General features: G+C 71.0%; 12 protein-coding genes and 1 other RNA gene. 3 read left to right on the top strand and 10 right to left on the bottom strand.

Annotation, left to right across the window (positions count from 1 at the left end):
• Window positions 1-9: 9 nt before the first annotated feature.
• The 6 genes from H566_RS0106410 to ffs form a co-directional block, all read right to left on the bottom strand.
• A complete protein-coding gene (locus H566_RS0106410) occupies window positions 10-579 on the bottom strand; it encodes a DUF924 family protein (protein WP_028310792.1) in 570 nt (189 codons plus the stop codon).
• The gene (locus tag H566_RS23350) at window positions 576-3,530 is read right to left on the bottom strand and encodes an HAD-IC family P-type ATPase (protein ID WP_169732496.1); all 2,955 of its coding nucleotides are present in this window, start codon (window positions 3,528-3,530) and stop codon (window positions 576-578) included. Before H566_RS23350 ends, H566_RS0106410 begins: the two co-directional genes overlap by 4 nt.
• Before the next feature lie 4 nt (window positions 3,531-3,534).
• The gene (recR, locus tag H566_RS0106400; protein WP_034410942.1) at window positions 3,535-4,155 is read right to left on the bottom strand and encodes a recombination mediator RecR; all 621 of its coding nucleotides are present in this window, start codon (window positions 4,153-4,155) and stop codon (window positions 3,535-3,537) included.
• 81 nt (window positions 4,156-4,236) lie between these two features.
• Complete coding sequence (locus tag H566_RS0106395; protein ID WP_028310790.1) at window positions 4,237-4,563, bottom strand: YbaB/EbfC family nucleoid-associated protein; 327 nt, start codon at window positions 4,561-4,563, stop codon at window positions 4,237-4,239.
• Window positions 4,560-7,016, bottom strand: coding sequence for a DNA polymerase III subunit gamma/tau (gene dnaX, locus H566_RS0106390; protein WP_028310789.1), 2,457 nt, complete (start codon window positions 7,014-7,016; stop codon window positions 4,560-4,562). The genes H566_RS0106395 and dnaX overlap by 4 nt, the downstream gene beginning before the upstream one ends.
• 76 nt (window positions 7,017-7,092) lie before the next feature.
• An RNA gene (gene ffs / locus H566_RS28080) (signal recognition particle sRNA small type) lies at window positions 7,093-7,191 on the bottom strand.
• Window positions 7,192-7,389: 198 nt separating this feature from the next.
• Between ffs and H566_RS0106385 the strand changes: the two genes are divergently transcribed.
• Window positions 7,390-8,202, top strand: a complete 813-nt coding sequence (locus H566_RS0106385) for a DODA-type extradiol aromatic ring-opening family dioxygenase (protein WP_034410941.1) — start codon at window positions 7,390-7,392, stop codon at window positions 8,200-8,202.
• Between the two features lie 75 nt (window positions 8,203-8,277).
• Here the strand turns inward: H566_RS0106385 and H566_RS0106380 are convergent, their stop codons facing one another.
• A complete protein-coding gene (locus tag H566_RS0106380) occupies window positions 8,278-8,820 on the bottom strand; it encodes a hypothetical protein (RefSeq protein ID WP_028310787.1) in 543 nt (180 codons plus the stop codon).
• A gap of 378 nt (window positions 8,821-9,198) precedes the next feature.
• Here H566_RS0106380 and H566_RS0106375 point away from each other — a divergent pair, with 378 nt between their 5' ends.
• Window positions 9,199-9,924 (top strand): glutamine amidotransferase, encoded by a 726-nt coding sequence (locus H566_RS0106375; protein ID WP_028310786.1) that lies wholly within the window; start codon window positions 9,199-9,201, stop codon window positions 9,922-9,924.
• A gap of 118 nt (window positions 9,925-10,042) precedes the next feature.
• Here H566_RS0106375 and H566_RS0106370 read toward each other — a convergent pair whose 3' ends face one another.
• The 3 genes from H566_RS0106370 to H566_RS0106360 all read right to left on the bottom strand — a co-directional run bounded on the left by H566_RS0106370 (window position 10,043) and on the right by H566_RS0106360 (window position 13,459).
• Window positions 10,043-10,861 (bottom strand): TIGR00266 family protein, encoded by an 819-nt coding sequence (locus tag H566_RS0106370; RefSeq protein WP_028310785.1) that lies wholly within the window; start codon window positions 10,859-10,861, stop codon window positions 10,043-10,045.
• A 75-nt stretch (window positions 10,862-10,936) separates the two neighbouring features.
• Window positions 10,937-12,031: a ribosome small subunit-dependent GTPase A gene (gene rsgA / locus H566_RS0106365; RefSeq protein ID WP_028310784.1), complete on the bottom strand. Its 1,095-nt coding sequence runs from the start codon at window positions 12,029-12,031 to the stop codon at window positions 10,937-10,939.
• A 132-nt stretch (window positions 12,032-12,163) separates the two neighbouring features.
• Window positions 12,164-13,459, bottom strand: a complete 1,296-nt coding sequence (locus tag H566_RS0106360) for a M48 family metallopeptidase (RefSeq protein ID WP_051378233.1) — start codon at window positions 13,457-13,459, stop codon at window positions 12,164-12,166.
• Between the two features lie 148 nt (window positions 13,460-13,607).
• Here H566_RS0106360 and H566_RS0106355 point away from each other — a divergent pair, with 148 nt between their 5' ends.
• Window positions 13,608-14,399, top strand: a complete 792-nt coding sequence (locus tag H566_RS0106355; protein WP_028310782.1) for a DUF481 domain-containing protein — start codon at window positions 13,608-13,610, stop codon at window positions 14,397-14,399.
• Window positions 14,400-14,629: the final 230 nt, after the last annotated feature.

Here is a 14,629-nt window from a genome sequence, read left to right as displayed (position 1 = left end):
CGCGGTGGCTCAGAACCGCGAGCCGGGCGTCTTCAGGAAGGCCGCCTCCTCCGCCGTCGAGGCGCGGCCAAGCAGCTCGTTGCGGTGCGGATAGCGCCCGAAGCGATCGACGATCACCTTGTGCCGCTGCTCCCAGTACAGCCGCGTCTCCAGGCCGGGCTGGCCGAACAGCCGCACCGCCTCCTCGTGGATGAGGCGCGATTCGCTGTGCATGTAGGGCATGTAGAGGAACTCGCGCTCGGCCAGCGACAGCCGGCGGTCGTCGCCGCAGCGCACCGCTTCCTGCGCCAGCGCGAGCGCCATGCCGTCGCAGGCGAAGGCGGCGGGCGAGCCGCGATGCAGGTTGCGCGAGAACTGGTCGAGCACGATCACCTCGGCGAGCCGGCCGCGCGCATGCCCGCGCCAGTGCGCGCATTCGCCGGCCGCGGCCGCCGCATGCAGGCCGCCGAAGCGCGCGGCGATGGCCGCGTCGAAGGCCGGATCGGCGGCGAACCATGATTCGGGGCCGGCCTCGACGTACCAGAAGCGCAGCACGCCGGCGGCGGTGGGGTCGAGCGGAGGCGAGGCGGCGTCATTCATCGGGCATCCCTTTGCTGCGCCGGTTCGGCGCGTTCCGTGTTTCCGCGCTCGCTGGCGCGTTCCACTTGCTGCGCCCGTGGGCGCGTGATGGCCACCGCATGGCGGCCCTTCATGAACTGGACGAGCGCGGCATAACCCAGCAGCACCGCGATCAGCCACGGAAAGTATCCCCAGGGCAGCGCCGTGAACCGGAAAGCGCCGGCGAACGGCCCGTTCACCAGGAAGATGCCGAGCGCGGCCACCGCGACCGATGCGCCGATCAGCGCCGGCGCCGCGCGGCTTTCGACGAAGGGCAGCGCGCGCGTGCGGATGCAATGCACGATCAGCACCTGCGACAGCAGCCCCTCGACGAACCAGCCCGAGCGGAACAGCGTCGCGAAACCGTCCGACGCGCGGTCCATGCCGGCGCCGATCACCCACCAAATGAGCGCGAAGGTGGCGAGGTCGAATACCGAGCTGACCGGCCCGAAGCGCAGCATGAAGCGGCCGAGGTCGCCCGCGTCCCAGCGCTGCGGCGTGGCGGTCTGGTCGGCGTCCACGCGGTCGAAGGGGATGGCGGTCTGCGCGAAGTCGTAGAGCAGGTTCTGCGTCAGGAGCTGGATCGGCAGCATCGGCAGGAAGGGCAGCAGCGCGCTCGCCGCGAGCACCGACAGCACGTTTCCGAAGTTGGAACTGGCCGTCATGCGCAGGTACTTGAGCATGTTGGCGAACACCCGCCGGCCCTCGACCACGCCCTCCTGGAGCACGAGCAGGCTGCGCTCCAGCAGGATGATGTCGGCCGCCTCCTTGGCGATGTCCACGGCGGTATCGACCGAGATGCCGATGTCGGCCGCGTGGATGGCCGGCGCGTCGTTGATGCCGTCGCCCATGAAGCCGACCACATGCCCGTTGCCGCGCAGCGCGCGGACGATGCGCTCCTTGTGCGCTGGCGCGAGGCGCGCGAACAGCGTGTTCTCCTCCACCGCCCGCGCGAGCGCCGCGTCGTCGAGCGCCTCGGCTTCCGGGCCGAGCAGCGTGCCGCGCACGGCCAGCCCCACGTCGCGGCAGACCTTGCGCGCGACGACGGCGTTGTCGCCGGTCAGCACCTTGACGGTGATGCCGCTCGCGGCGAGCGCGCGCAGCGCCGGCGCGGCGCTGTCCTTGGGCGGATCGAGGAAGGCGATGAAGCCGACGAGCGTGAGGTCGGCCTCGTCGGCGACGCCGTACACCTCCTTGTCGGGCGGGACTTCCTTCATCGCGACGGCGACGACGCGCAGGCCGTCCTCGTTGAGCGCGTCGGCGACGGCGCGGATGCGGGCGCGCAGGGCGGTGGCGGGCGCGGTGGCGGACGCGTCGGCCGGCGGCGCATCGGCGCGAGGGCCGGCGGACGGTGCATCGGCCGACGCTTCGAGCGCCAGATCGCCGTCGCGGGTATGCACGCGCGTGCACAGCGCGAGCACCTCGTCGAGCGCGCCCTTGCAGATCAGCTCGTGGTGATGCTCGCGCTCGGCCACGACCACGCTCATGCGGCGGCGCTCGAAATCGAAGGGGATCTCGTCCACCTTGCGGTAGTCGGCGTCGAGCCGCAGGCGCTCGCCCACGTCCACATGGTCGAGCACGGCCACGTCGAGCAGGTTGCGCAGGCCGGTCTGGAAATGGCTGTTGAGATAGGCCATCTCCAGCACCGCCGCGTCGGGCTGGCCGAGCGCGTCCACATGCCGCTCCAGCACGATGCGGTCCTGGGTAAGCGTGCCGGTCTTGTCGGTGCACAGCACATCCATCGCGCCGAAGTTCTGGATCGCGTCGAGCCGCTTCACCACCACCTTGCGGCGCGCCATCGTCACCGCGCCGCGCGCGAGCGTGGCGGTGACGATCATCGGCAGCATCTCGGGCGTGAGGCCGACCGCGACCGACACCGCGAACAGCAGCGCCTGGAGCCAGTCGCGGTGCAGCCAGCCGTTGATGACGAACACCAGCGGCACCATCACCGCCGCGAAGCGGATGAGCAGCCAGCTCGTGCGGTTGACGCCGGTCTCGAAGGCCGTCGGCTCGCGTCGCGCAGCGCCGGCGCTGTGCGCGAGCTGGCCGAACAGCGTGCGCCGACCGGTCGCCACGACCACCGCCGTCGCGGTGCCGCTGACGATGTTGCTGCCCATGAAGACGAGGGCGGGGCTGTCGAGCGCGGAGGCGGGCACGACCGCCCCGCCCTGCGCGAACTTCTCCACCGGCAGCGACTCGCCCGTCATCGCCGCCTGGCTCACGAACAGGTCCTTCGACGCGAGCAGACGCGCGTCCGCCGGGACCATGTCGCCGGCGGCGAGCACGAGGATGTCGCCCGGCACGAGGTCGCGGATCGGCAGCTCGACGCGCTGCAGCGAAGCGCTGGTCGTGCCAGCCACGTTGATTGCACCGGCCGCACCGTCAGCACCGCCGGCGCCCGCCCCCCGCCGCAGCACCGCCGCGCGATTGCCGACCAGCTCCTTGAGCGCATCCGCCGCGCGCTGGCTGCGGCCTTCCTGCACGAAGCGGATGCCGACCGACAGCAGCACCATCGCCGCCATCACGAGCGTGGCGCGCAGGTCGTCCGTCAGCCAGGACAGCGCCGCGAGCGCGCTCAGCAGCAGGTTGAAGGGATTGCGGTAGCACTGCCACAGATGGCGCCAGGCCGGCAGCGGCGGCTCGTGCTCGACAAGGTTGGCGCCGCAGCGCGCGCGGATCGCGGCGGCCTCGGCGTCGGTCAGTCCGTCGGCGCGGCTGCCGAGGCTGGCGAGCAGCCGGTCGGGCGACAGCGCGGCGGTGGCGAGGCGTTCGGCACCGGTGGAATCGGCGGCATCGGGTTCACGCGCGCCGTCGCGCCCGAGCCAGTGCCCGACCATCGACAGCGACAGCGGCAGATACCCGCCGAAGTGCCGCCCCAGCCGGCGCGCCTGCACGAAGCGCGCAAAGCTGCCGTGGGGCGAGCGGGCCGGCATCGGATCAGCGCCGGTCCACCAGCGCCTGGGCGATCGTGCCGAGATCGACGTACTCCAGTTCGGCGCCGACCGGCACACCACGCGCGAGCCGCGACACCTTCAGCTCGATGCCCTTGTCCTTCGCGCGCGCCTTGATGAGCGCGCCGATGTAATGCGCGGTCGCCTCGCCCTCGTTGGTGAAGCTGGTGGCGATGACCACCTCCTTCACCTCGCCGTCGGTGGCGCGCTCGATGAGCTGGGCGAGTTGCAGGTCATTGGGGCCGATGCCGTCGAGCGGACTGAGCCGGCCCAGCAGCACGAAGTACTGGCCCTTGTAGCTGCGGGTCTGCTCGATCGCCGACTGGTCGGCGGGGGATTCGACGATGCAGAGCTGGCTCCGGTCGCGGTCGGGCGCGGCACAGGTCTCGCAGATCTCGTCTTCGGTGAAGGTGTGGCAGAGCGCGCAATGGCGCACCGTGGCGAGCGCGGTGTCGAGGCTGCGCGCGAGGCGCTCGGCGCCGTCGTGGTCGTGCTGGAGCAGGTGATGGGCCATGCGCTGGGCCGACTTGGGGCCGACGCCCGGCAGCGCGCGCAGCGCCTCGATCAGCGCCGACAGCGCGGGCGACGACAGGCCGTCGGCCTTCATGCCCGCGGGCGCGGCGCGCGGTGGCCGCGAAGCTGACGGCGGACGCTCATGCTCGACCGTGGCGTGCGCACTGGCCGGCGATCAGAACGGCAGCTTGAAGCCCGGGGGCAGCGGCAGGCCGGCGGTGAGGCCCGCCATCTTTTCGGAGGCGGTGGCTTCGGCCTTGCGCAGCGCGTCGTTGACGGCGGCGGTGACCAGGTCTTCGAGCATGTCGCGGTCTTCGCCGACGAGGCTCGGGTCGATCGTGATGCGGCGGATCTGGTTCTTGCAGGTGGCGACGACCTTGACCATGCCGGCGCCGGACTGCCCCTCGACCTCGATGTCGGCGAGCTGGTCCTGCATCTTCTTCATGTTGTCCTGCATCGCCTGGGCCTGCTTCATGAGCTGGCCGAGTTGGTTCTTCATCATCGCGAATCCTCCAGGGGTTTGATCGAGCCGGGCACGATGGTCGCGCCGTGCTCCAGCAGTGTCTTGACGAACGGGTCGTTCAGGAAGCCGTCCTCGGCCTCGCGCTGGCGTTCGGCGTTGGCGGCGATGCGGCGCAGGCCGGCGCTGTCGGTGACGGGGCCGGTCTCGATCACGAGCCTGACCGGCTTGCCCGAGCGCTCGCGCAGCGCCGCGACGAGCCGGTTGGCGATGGCCGCCTCGCCGAGCGCGGGATTTTCCACGCGCAGCCGCAGCGTGTCGCCCTCGATGGTGACGAGTTCCGTCTGGCGCGCGAGTTCGCGCGGCAGGCCCTTGAGGTCGAGTTCGCTGGCGTAGCTGGGCCAGTCGTCGATGGCGAGCAGCGCAGCGACGGCTGGGGACGGCGCGCGCGGGGGGCGGCGCTGGCCGGCGGATGCGGTCCAGCCGGTCTGGCCGCCAGCGCGCTCGCCGAACGCGCCGTTGCCGCGCGTGGCACCACGGGCGGCGGCGCCGTCGTCGGGCCAGTCGGCGTAGTCGGACGGGTCGATGTCGGGCAGGTAGCCGGCGTCCGCGGAGCTGGTGTCGCAGCTGTCGTCGTAGCCGGGATCGTCCTCGTCATAGGACGGAAGGTCGGCGGGCTGGGCGACGGTGCCGGGCACGGCGCCCTGTGTCGGACGCGGTTGCGCGGCCGGGAGCGCGGGCACGGCGTCAGACGGAGCGGACGCCGCCTGAGCCTGAGCCGGTGCAGGCGCGGGGCGACGGATGGCGGCGCCGCTGCCGCGCCCCTTGAGCAGGTCGAGCACGGCCTTCGCATTGCCGCTCGCCGGACGGGGGGCGGACCAGCCTTCGCCGTCGGCATCGCGTGCCGGCAGACCTCGGCCGAGCGCGGACATCGGCGCGGCGATGTCGGCCGGCGCGGGACGGTCATCGACCGACGGGGCTGGCACGCGCTGCTGCGGAACCGTCGCCGGGCTGGCAGCGGCGGGCGTCACCGTCGCGCGTGCGACGTAGGGCGGATCGAAGGGGATGCCGGCGTCGGCCGGTGCGGCAGCCGACGCCGATGCCTCGGAAGCCGGCATGGCTTCGGGAGCGATCGGCTCGGCCGGCAGCTTCGCCGGCGCCGCCTCGACCGCTGCCGCCTCGACCGCTGCCGGCGCGACCCGACCGGTCCGTGCATCCGGAGATGTCGAACCGACCGGCGCCGGCGCGATGGCGGGCATGGGCGCCGGCTTCGGTACCGCGACACGCGCCACGGTCGTCGAGGCGGGTGACGGCGCCACCAGCGCGGCGGGCCGCGACGGCGGCGGCGCGACCGGCGCCGATCCACCGCCCGATACCGTCACCGTCTCGCCCGAGCGCGCGGGCCGGAAGGCGAGCATGCGCAGCAGCGTCATCTCGAAGCCGGCGCGTTCGTCGGGCGCAAGCGGCAGGTCGCGCCGGCCTCGGATGGCGATGTCGTAATGCAGCTGGGCTTCCTGCGGATCGAAGGCCGCCGCGAGCCGGCGGATGTCGTCCACCTCGGGCAGATCGTCGGGCAGCGCCGCCGGCACCATGCGCACGAGCGCGACGCGCTGGAACAGCAGCGCCAGCTCCTGCAAGGCACCCGCGTAGCCGACCGAGCGCTCGGCCATCTCGGCCACGATCGCCATCAGCGTCGCGCCGTCCTCGGCCAGCAGCGCGTCGGCGATGCGCACGAGGTAGCCGGTGTCGATCGCACCGAGCATCGCGCGCACCGTCGCCTCGGCCACCGGCCCGGCCGAATAGGCGATGGCCTGGTCGGTGAGCGACAGCGCGTCGCGCATCGAGCCGTGCGCCGCCTGCGACAGCAGCCGCAATGCGTTCGGCTCGAAGGGAATGCCCTCGGCGCCCAGCACATTGCCGAGGTGCTCGACGATGTGCCCCGGCGGCATCTGCTTGAGGTTGAACTGGAGGCAGCGCGACAGCACCGTGACCGGCACCTTCTGCGGATCGGTCGTGGCGAGGATGAACTTGAGGTGCGCGGGCGGCTCTTCGAGCGTCTTCAGCATCGCGTTGAAGGCGTGGTTCGAGAGCATGTGCACTTCGTCGATCATGAAGACCTTGAAGCGCGCATTCGTCGGCGCGTACACCGAGCGCTCCAGCAGCGCGGTCATCTCCTCGACACCGCGGTTGCTCGCCGCGTCCATCTCGACGTAATCGACGAAGCGGCCGGCGTCGATCGCGCGGCAGGCCTCGCACACACCGCAGGGCTCGGGCGTGATGTCGCCCTGGCCGTCGGCGCCGACGCAGTTGAGCGCCTTGGCGAGGATGCGCGAGAGCGTCGTCTTGCCGACGCCGCGCGTGCCGGTGAACAACCAGGCGTGATGCAGCCGCTTCTGCTCCAGCGCATGGCGCAGCGCGCGCACCACATGCTCCTGGCCGACGACCTCCGCGAAATTGCGCGAACGGTACTTGCGGGCCAGGACGAGGTAGCTCATGCGGTACGGGAGGATTTGCGACCGGAGGAACTGCGGCGGCGCGGCGGAACTGCGGGGGGAGCGGAACTGGAAGAAGGGTGGTGAGCCTTGTCCTCGGCACTTGAAGGAAATCGCTGTGGCTGCTTCGTTCCCGACCTGACCAGGTTCACGACGCTCCAATGCGAGGGGGCCCACCGCTGACAATTGTAGCCGAGGTCGCGGACCTGGCCGCCGATAACGCCTGCGGACGCGGCTTGAATGCCGAATCCGCACCGTCCATCGGCCTGCTCCTTCCATCCGCCGTTACATCCGGTTCCCTCAAATGCGAGTCCGGACGGCCATTTATTCGCCGGCTCCCGTAGCATGCAAATTTAGTTCTAGTTAGGAGCAAATCATGTCCTTCCCCTCGCGCCAGCCCACGTACTACATCCCGCACGGCGGCGGGCCGTGCTTCTTCATGGACTGGCCGGGCGATCCGCACGCCTGGGACAAGCTCGCAGCCTGGCTGCGCGGCCTCGTCGCGACGCTGCCGGAACGGCCCAAGGCGATCCTCGTCGTCTCAGGCCACTGGGAGACGCAGGAACTCGCGCTGACGGGCGCGGCGAAGCCCGAGCTGATCTACGACTACTACGGCTTTCCGGAACACACCTACCGGCTTCAGTTTCCGGCGAGCGGTGATCCAGCCCTGGCTGCGCGCGTTTCGGGATTGCTCAACGAGGCGGGGCTGCCGGCGCATGTCGATCCGGAACGCGGCTATGACCACGGGGTGTTCATCCCCTTCCTGCTGGTGACGCCCGAGGCTGACATCCCGGTGCTGCAACTGTCGCTGCACCGCAGCCTCGATCCGGCGCTGCATCTGCGAATCGGTCGCGCGCTGGCGCCGCTGCGCGACGAGGGCGTGCTCATCGTCGGCAGCGGCATGAGCTTTCACAACCTGAGGATGCGCGGCAGCGCGCCGGGCCGCGCGGTGCCCGGCACCGAAGAGTTCGATCAGTGGCTGACCGCCGCCGTCGAGGCCGAGCCGGCCGAACGCGATACGCGCCTCACCGACTGGGAAAGCGCGCCGCATGCCCGTTTCGCGCATCCGCGCGAGGAGCATCTGATTCCGCTGATGGTCGTCGCGGGAGCGGCACCGGACGAGCCTGGCCGCCGCACCTTTGACGACTTGGCGATGGGCTGGCGGATCTCGGGCTACCGCTTTGGCTGAAGCCCGGTGGGTGGGGAGACCTGCCTGTTGGTCAGTCAGCCCGGTAGCCGCCCGTCAACCCGCCATCCCGGAAGGTCAGCCGGCTGACGGGTCGCGTTCGCGGCCGGCCTGCGCCATGCCCTCGGCGAGTTCGGTGCCGGCCTGCTCCTCGTCGTCCTCCTCGTTGTCGGTGTCGGAGGCCTGGGGAGCGTCGGCATCGGAGGCTTCGGGTTCGTCGGAATCAACGTCGTCGGCGGCCTGCTGCTCCTGCTCGTCGGATCCTTCGCTGCCGGCAGCGGCGCCGCCCGCAGCCTGCAACTGGCTTGTCGCCTGCCGCATCTGCTCGCCCTGGGCGGCCATTCCCTCGACGGCGGCGGTCGCGGCGCCGATCACCGCCGCGCCCATGCTCGCCGCCATCACCTGGCCGGCGACGACCGCGCTTTCGATCGTCTCGGCCATCGCCTGCCCGATGACGTTCGCATTCGCCTCGATGCTGTCACGGCCCTGATCCGCAGCCTGGTCGGCGAGTTGGCTGGCGGCATCCATCGCCTGACCCGTCTGGTTCGCGGTGGCGTCGAGGGTGTCGGTCGCCGCTTGCCGGGTCTCGGACGTGGCCTTGTCGATGTCGGTCGTGCTCATGCTGGATCTCCGAAGAAGGGGCGCGGGAACATCCCGGCGCCCGCTGCCGATGGCTCGGCAGCTCACGGGAACCAAGTGTGGGAAACGCTGCACCGCAGCGCGGCGGGCCGGATTGCCGAGCGCATGTCGGCGCGGCGGCAGTCCGGTGCCGATGCGTCCGACAGGTCTGACGGCGGGTGCCCCGGTGGCGATGCGCGGCTGACGGATTGCCGCTGCGAGCGCAGCCGCGCCGCCGCTTGCGTCTGCCATGCGCGGTCAGGCAGGCAACATGGCTCGCCGCCAGATCATTGGCCCCGTGGCTGCGTGCGCAAGCGGTCGCGACGTGATGGAACGCCGCCGTTATCGTCTGGCGCCCGATCCACCTTCGACACCGCCAAGATGACCGCCCCCCTTCCCCGCCGCCGCGCCGTCGCGCTCTGCCATGTCTCCTTCGAGGATCTCGACGCCATCGGCCCGCTGCTGGCCGATGCCGGCTACGACATCGAGATGGTCGAGATTCCGGTGCGCCCCGACTTCGCCGAACGCGCGCGTGACGTCGACCTGCTCGTCGTGCTGGGCGGGCCGATCGGCGTGTACGAGGCCGCCGACTTCCCCTTCCTCGTCGACGAGATCGCCGTCGTGCGCGAACGGCTGCTGGCCGGCCGTCCGACGCTCGGCATCTGTCTCGGCTCGCAGGTGATGGCGGCGGCGCTCGGCGCGCGCGTGTATGCGGGCACGAACGGCAAGGAGCTCGGCTGGAAGCCGCTCGCGCTTACCGCCGCCGGCGCCGATTCGCCGTTGCGCGGCCTCGCGGGCGAGGTGCCGGTGCTGCACTGGCACGGCGACACCTTCGACCTGCCCGAAGGCGCGACGCTGCTCGCGGGCAGCGACCAGTATCCGCATCAGGCCTTCGCGTTCGGGAGCCACGGGCTGGCGCTGCAATTCCACATCGAGGGCAGCCCGGCCGGGCTGGAGCGCTGGTATGTCGCGCACGTGGGCGAACTGGCCGGCGTCGGCATGCCGATCGCGAAGCTGCGCGAACAGGCGCTGGCCTTCGCACCGGCCGCGCATGCGGCGCTGAGGACGATGCTCGCGGACTTCCTTGCGGCGAACGCGGCGCGTTGAGCGGCCGGACGCGGCGGGCTGAGCAGCCGGCCGCCACCGGCTGGGCGGCCGTGCACCGCGCGCCCGCACCGGGCGGGCAAGCAGGTGCCCGGCATCACCGGCCGGGCGCCGCCGGCGCTCAATCGTCGCTGTCGCCGCCGAACAGCCCGCCCAGCAGCCCGCCGGCCGCGAAGCCCGGCAGCATCGAGCCTTCCTCGCGGCTGCCGCCACGCTGGGGCGCGGCCGCGAACACGCGCGAGGCGAGCCGCGAGAACGGCAGGCTTTGCAGCCACACCGTGCCGGGGCCGGTGAGCTTGGCGAGGAACAGCCCCTCGCCGCCGAACAGCGCCGTCTTGATCTTGCCGACGTACTGCACCTCGAAATCGGTGCTCGGCGTATAGGCAACCACGCAGCCGGTATCGACCATGAGCGTCTCGCCGGCACGCAACGTGCGGCGCTCGATCGTGCCGCAGGCATGCACGAAGGCCAGGCCGTCGCCGTCGAGCCTTTGCATGATGAAACCCTCGCCGCCGAAGAAGCCGGTGCTCAGCCGCTGCTGGAACGCGATGCCGAGCGCCACGCCGCGCGCCGCGCACAGGAAGGCGTCCTTCTGGCAGATGAGCGTGCCGCCCAGCAGGCTCAGGTCCATCGGGATGATCTTGCCGGGGTAAGGCGCGGCGAAAGCCACGCGGCGCTTGCCGCTGCCCTGGTTGGTGTAGACGGTCGTGAACAGCGATTCGCCCGTCACCAGCCGCTTGCCCGCGCCGAGCAGCTTGCCGAACAGCCCGCCGCCGCCCTGGTTGCTGCCGTCGCCGAACACCGTGTCCATCGCGATGCCGGCCTCCATGAACATCATGGAACCGGCCTCGCCGATCGCCGCCTCGCCGGGGTCGAGCTCGACCTCGACGAACTGCATCTCGTTGCCCTTGATCTCGTAATCGACGACGTCCATGGCCATGGCGTTTCTCCTCGGGAAATGGCGCCGGGCGGCCGGCCCGGCGGCGGTGTGCGTTGCAAAGGCTTGCAGGCTGCGTCAGAGCAGCCCGGCATCCGACAGCAGCTGACGGTACAGCGCATGCCGGCGCGGCGTGATGTCACCGCCGGCCAGCGCGCCGAGCACCGCGCAGCCCGGCTCTTCCAGATGCCGGCAGTTGTAGAAGCGGCAGCCGCCCAGATGGGCGCGGAACTCGGGGAAGGCGTCCTGGATCTGCTCGGCCGTCAGGTGGGCGAGGCCGAATTCCTGGAAGCCCGGCGAATCGACGATGCGCAGCGCCTGGCCATCGGGCAGCACGGCTTCGTGCAGCTGGGCGAAGGTGGTCGTGTGCTTGCCGGAATCGAGCCGCTCCGAGATTTCCTGCGTGGCGGCGGCGGCGCCGGGGATGAGCAGGTTGACGAGCGTTGACTTGCCCATGCCGGACTGGCCGAGCACGAGGTTGGTCGGAGCGGGCGACGGCGGAGATGTGTCGGCCGAACGTGCGGCGACTCCGACGGCCGACGGCTCGGCACCGGAGGAATCGGCATCGGAGGAATCGGCATCGGCAGGAGCCTCGCCCGCCGCCGGCCCGGCCAGCAGCGGCAGCAGCCGCGCCAGCGCCGTCTGCGGATCGGCCTTGAGCGACACCTCGACGATCTCGGCGCCGATGCGCGCATAGCTCGCGAGCCGTTCGCGCGCCACCGGCGCGGACGCCAGCTCGACCTTGTTGAACACGATCAGCGCCGGCACGTCGATGCTCTCGGCCGCGACCAGCGCGCGCGACAGCAGGTCGTCGGAAAACGTCGGCTCGGCGGCCACGACGATCACGATGCGATCGACGTTGGCCGCGAGCAGCTTCTGGCGGAACTGGTCGGAGCGGTAGACGAGGTTGCGGCGCTCGCGCACCTCCTCCACCACGCCCTGGGGCACGTCGTCGATCGCGCCCTGGGGCGTGACGCGCACGCGGTCGCCGCAGGCGGCCTCGCTCTTCTTGCCGCGCGTGAGGCAGTGCCAGTCGGCACCCGCGACGCGCACGCGGTAGTGCCGGCCGTAGGCGGCGATGACCTCGCCTTCGAGGCTGCCATCGCCGGCGGTTTCGGTGCGGCGGCCGCGCGCGGCGCGGTTGGCGGCGGCGATCTCGCGGCCGCGCTTCATGCGTTCACCCGCGTCATGTGCAGCGCGCTGCCCGCACGCTTCATGCCCGTTCCGCTGTCAGCGCGCGTCATGCGCGCTGCCCTCGGCTGCAAACCCTTGCAGCACCGGCGCAGCGCCACGTCGCCGGCAGCTTCAAGCGCCTTGCCCCGCGAGCTGCCCGAGCCTTGCGATGCGCAGCGGCGCGGGCGGATGGCTGTCGTGCCAGGCGGAATAGAGCGGGTCGGGCGTGAGCGTGGAGGCGTTGTCTTCATAGAGCTTGACGAGGGCGCTGACGAGCGCGTTGGCATCGGACTGGCGGGCGGCGAAGGCATCGGCCGCGAACTCGTCGCGGCGCGACAGCCAGCTCGCCACCGGCCCGAAGGCGAAGCCGAACACCGGCATCGCGAGAAAGAAGAGCAGCAGCGCAAGCGCCGCGTTCGAGCTGTCGAGCATCGGCGTGACGCCGAGCCCGACGTAGAACCAGACCTTGCCCGCGAGCCAGCCCAGCAGCGCGAACACGCCGAGCGAGATCGCGAAGCTCGCGAGCATGCGGCGCGTGACGTGCTTCAGCTTGAAATGCCCCAGCTCGTGCGCCAGCACCGCCTCGATCTCGACCGGCGCCAGCCGCTCGATGAGCGTGTCGAAGAACACGATGCGCCGCGCCTTGCCGAAGCCCGTGAAGTAGGCATTGCCGTGGCTGGAGCGCCGGCTGCCGTCCATCACGAACAGGCCCTTGCTCGCGAAGCCGCAGCGCGCCATCAGCGCCTCGATGCGGCTGCGCAGCGCCTCGTCATTCAGCGGTTCGAACTTGTTGAACAGCGGCGCGATCACCGTCGGAAAGATGACGAGCAGCAGCAGGTTGAAGCCGCTCCACAGCGCCCAGGCCCAGAGCCACCAGCGCTCGCCGGCCGCGTCCATCAGCCACAGCAGCGCTGCCAGCAGCGGCCCGCCCAGCACCAGGCCCACGAGCGTGCCCTTGACCATGTCGGCCAGCCACAGGCCGAGCGTCATGCGGTTGAAGCCGAAGCGCGCCTCCAGCCGGAACTGCCGGTACCACGCGAGCGGCAGATCGGTCAGCGAGCTGATCGCGAGCACCGCGCCCACCAGCGCGAGCTGCTGCCACAGCCCCGCGCCCATCAGCCCGAGCAGCCAGCCGTGCAGCGCGCCGATGCCGCCCAGCAGCGTGAAGCCCAGCAGCAGCGCCGCGCCGATCACGCGGTCGAGCATGCCGAGCTGCACCCGCGCGATCGTGTAGCCCGCCGCCTTGCGATGCGCCTCGGCCGACACGCGCCCCGCGAACTGCGCCGGCACCTCGGCCGCATGCCGCGCGACATGGCGGATCTGCCGCAACGCGAGCCATTGCCGCAGCCCGAAGGACAGCAGCAGGCACAACGAAAAGGCCGCCGCCAGCAGCAGCGGCGCCTGGGTGTGAAACCAATCCGACAGCATCGAAAACCTCTCGAAAGCCGCCCCGGTGACAAGGTCCGGGGCGCCGTTACTTTACGCAAAGCCCTTGGAATGGCCGCCCTGCCCATGGGATAACGCCGGCCGAGCCGGCGGCACCTCCTCCGCCATCCCGTCGAAAGGTTCATTTCCAATGCAGAACAAGACCCATCGCATTCCCGGCGCGCAAGACGCGGCACGCCTTGTCACCCTTGCCGCCTGCGCCTTCGCGCCCGCGGCCTTTGCGCAGAGTTCGCCAACCCTCGCCCTGCCCACCGAAAGCTGGGGCTGGCAGGAGCAGGACAAGTGGACCGGCACCGTCGGTCTCGGTGCCACGGTCTCGCGCGGCAACAACGATTCGACCACGCTCACCGCCAATGGCGACGCGCAGAAGAGCACGCAGGTCGATCGCATCATCATCAAGGCCAACGCGGTGCGCTCCAGCACCGAGGGCGCCCGTACCGCCAACAACGCCCTGCTCAGCGGCCGCTACGAAGAGAACCTGAACCGCAACACCTTCGCCTTCCTGAGCGCCGACCTGCAGCGCGATCCGCTGGCCGACCTCACGCTGCTGCAGAGCTACGGTGGCGGCTTCGGCCGGCGCGTCATCAACGAACAGGGCAACCTGCTCAACTTCTACGCCGGTGTCGCCTACACGATCCAGAACAACATCGTGGCCGAGGACCGCAAGGGTGCCGACCTGCTGCTCGGCAACGACTGGACCTACAACCTGTCCGAGAACGCCGTGTTCAAGCAGAGCCTGGCCTACTACCCGGGCTTCGGCGAAAACGCCCGGCGTGCCATCTTCCAGAGCAGCGTGACCAGCAAGCTGGTCGGCCCGCTCGCGCTCCAGGTCAGCTACCTGTGGAAGTACAACGGCGACGTGACCGCCGGCGTGAGCAAGACCGACAGCCTGCTGACCGCCGGCGTGACCGTGAAGTTCTGAGCCCGGCACGGCGCGACGCCTGCGGTCCGCGCGATGCGCCGGCCCGCCGCGCTGCCCGGCGCCCGCGGGCCATCACCGAGCGGGATGGCCGGTCCGGCACCGACTGATCCGCCGATTGCCGCGCGGGTCGCGTGCGACAATCCGCCGCCCCCGACGGCCGGCCGTTCCCGTGATGGTCGGCCGTCTGCATTTCAGCCTCGCCGCCCGCGCGCGGCGTCGGCCTCCGGCCC

This window comes from Derxia gummosa DSM 723 (assembly GCF_000482785.1).
GTDB classification, from domain to species: Bacteria; Pseudomonadota; Gammaproteobacteria; order Burkholderiales; family Burkholderiaceae_E; genus Derxia; species Derxia gummosa.
Note: the sequence above shows the minus strand (reverse complement) of the source record. Positions and strands in the feature narration are given on the sequence as shown.